Origin of the sequence: Streptomyces sp. 15-116A (assembly GCF_025290915.1) — a bacterium.
In the GTDB taxonomy this organism is placed as follows: domain Bacteria; phylum Actinomycetota; class Actinomycetes; order Streptomycetales; family Streptomycetaceae; genus Streptomyces.
In genome coordinates, this window is sequence record NZ_JAOCQE010000490.1 from 1 (window position 1) to 2,297 (window position 2,297).

Sequence of the window (2,297 nt, forward strand, 5' to 3'; positions counted from 1 at the left end):
GCCCACGGCGACGGCGCGGCCCCGCCGGCGGAGCGCCCCCGCGCGGCGTGTCTGCTGATCCGGCTGTGCCCCTCGGTCAGTACGCCGGACCGGGTCGACGTCACCTGCTGGACCAACGTCGGCGACACCTGGGAGCCGCGCCGGCGCGACGACACCTCCGTGCCCCGGGCCCGGGTCCGCCGGCATGTGGCCGCCCTCGTGGACCGCGAGGAGGCCCGGCTGAGTCGGCACCGCGGCGGCATCGTGCTGGAGTTCGTCCTGCCACTCGCGCTGCTGAACGAACCGGTCGAGGAATGGTCCAGGAACTCCGCGCTGGGCGACCAGGCGGTGTGGGCCAGCGAGCACGGCGGGCCCCCGTTCTGGCAGGACTACCCGGTCGTCGTCCGCAGCCTGGAGCGGATCGAGGCGCTGCAACTGCACCGGGTCTGGAACGAACGCTGGGACGTGCTCGCCGCCGACACCGCCGCCCCGCACGCCTACCGCTGTATCGGCGACGTACGGGAGAACTACCCGCGGCTCAAGCAGAGTCCGAGCGTCGTCCTGATGACCCTGGGCGCCCCGCCCGACCGGCCCCGGGGCCGCGAGGAACTCCACGTCGGACTGCACGCGGGACTGCCCGTGCTGGTGTGGAGCCACACCGGGCCGCTCACCGAAGAGGCCCAGGGCGCGGTGGAGGCCACGCTCGAGGGGCCCTCCGGTGAACTCCTCGACCGGATGGTGCGCTTGCGGTGCCCACCGGCGAGCCAGGACGATAAGGGGCGTGCGGACGGCCCCCGGCCCGGCATCGCCGTGCTGTGGGACGACCCCAACCGGCTCCCCGAGTTCCCGGAACCGGTCCTTTCGAGCAAGGCCGAGACGTACGGGGACACCCGCCCCGGGGCATGACCGGCGGGCCGGGCAGGGCAGGAGGGGTGGCTGTGAAGGGCAACGGCGAGTCCGGACGCACGGCACGGCGCGCAGCGGCGCCCGAGGCGCAGCACACGGGCCACGCGTGGTGGCTCTACCGCGGCTCGGCGGGACCCGCACCGGCGGCGCCGATCACCGACCGGCTCCCGCCGCCGCCTCCGTGGCGGGACTTCGACGGTGGACCGGTCGTCCCGGGACCACCGCCGAGGGACGAGGCGGCGACGCTGCGGCGGCTGGGGGCGGGCGACATGACGGCCCGGCGCGTGTCCGTCGCGGAGGCCGACCTGGTCAACGCCGCGCTGTTCCTGCGCCGGCCGCTGATCGTCACCGGGCCGCTGGGCAGCGGCAAGTCCAATCTGGCGTACCGCGTCAGCCGCGAGCTGGGGCTCGGCCGGGTGCTGCACTGGCGCATCACCGGCGGCTCCACCCTCGCCGACGGGCTGTACGACTACGACGCGGTCGGCCGCCTGCAGGACGCGGCGATACGCGGCGCGTCGAACGGCGGGGACGCGGAGGGCGGTCTCGGTGACTTCTTCCAACTGGGGCCGCTGGGCACGGCGTTGGTCCCCCGCGAGGCTCCTCGCGTCCTGCTGATCGACGACTTCGACAAGGCGGACCTCGACCTGGTCGACGGGCTGACGGGCATCATCGCCGACGGCGAGTTCCGGATACCCGAGCTGTCGCGGGTGCGGGTCCGGGAACCCGACGTCGTGGTGCACACCGACGACCCGGACGGCTCGTACACCGTCCACCACGGCAGGATCAGGTGCCGCGCCTTCCCGTTCGTCGTCATCACCTGCGGCGGGGAACGCGTCCTGCCCGCCGACCTGCTGCGGCACTGCCTGTGCCTGGAGATGCCCGCGCCGGACGCCGAACGGCTCGCGGGCTCCCTGGCCGCCCGCTTCGCCACCGGTGACGGAGCCGAACGGCTCACCCTCATCCGCGACTTCCTCACCCGCTCCCTCACCGGCGGCACCCTCACCACCGACCAGCTCCTCGACTCCGAGTACCTGCGCACGACCCCGTCCGGCCCCGACGAGTCGTCCTGGAACCGCCTCCTCCACACCCTGTGGCAAAGCCTCGACACAACGGACCCGACATGACCCCGCCCGTCCCCGACCCCGGGCCCGAAGTCCGCAGCACGAAAGGACCGGCTACGGCGGACGGGGAGCGGAGGGGCAGTGCCGGGCGGGGCGGGATCGGGCCGGACAGTCCTGAGCGGGACGAGATGGGACGGGGCGAGATCAGGTCGGACGGCACAGGGCTGGACGAGTTCGGGCGGGACCGGACCGGGGCGGACAGCACCGAGTCGGACGAGACCAGGCCGGATGACACCGGGCCGGACGACACCCGAGCCGCCCTCCCCGAGCACGCCCCCCGCACGGCTCCCC

2 protein-coding genes and 1 pseudogene are annotated in these 2,297 nt (G+C 74.3%); all 3 read left to right on the forward strand.

The genetic code is table 11. From position 1 onward, the window contains the following. Positions 1 to 885, forward strand: an 885-nt coding sequence (locus N4P33_RS34745) for a hypothetical protein (protein ID WP_260830899.1), incomplete at its 5' end; no start/stop codon positions are given. A 32-nt stretch (positions 886 to 917) separates the two neighbouring features. Continuing rightward, positions 918 to 2,009, forward strand: a complete 1,092-nt coding sequence (locus N4P33_RS34750; RefSeq protein ID WP_260830900.1) for an AAA family ATPase — start codon at positions 918 to 920, stop codon at positions 2,007 to 2,009. Further along, positions 2,006 to 2,297, forward strand: a pseudogene (locus N4P33_RS34755) (hypothetical protein); the annotation flags it as partial. The gene N4P33_RS34750 and the pseudogene N4P33_RS34755, both read left to right, overlap by 4 nt.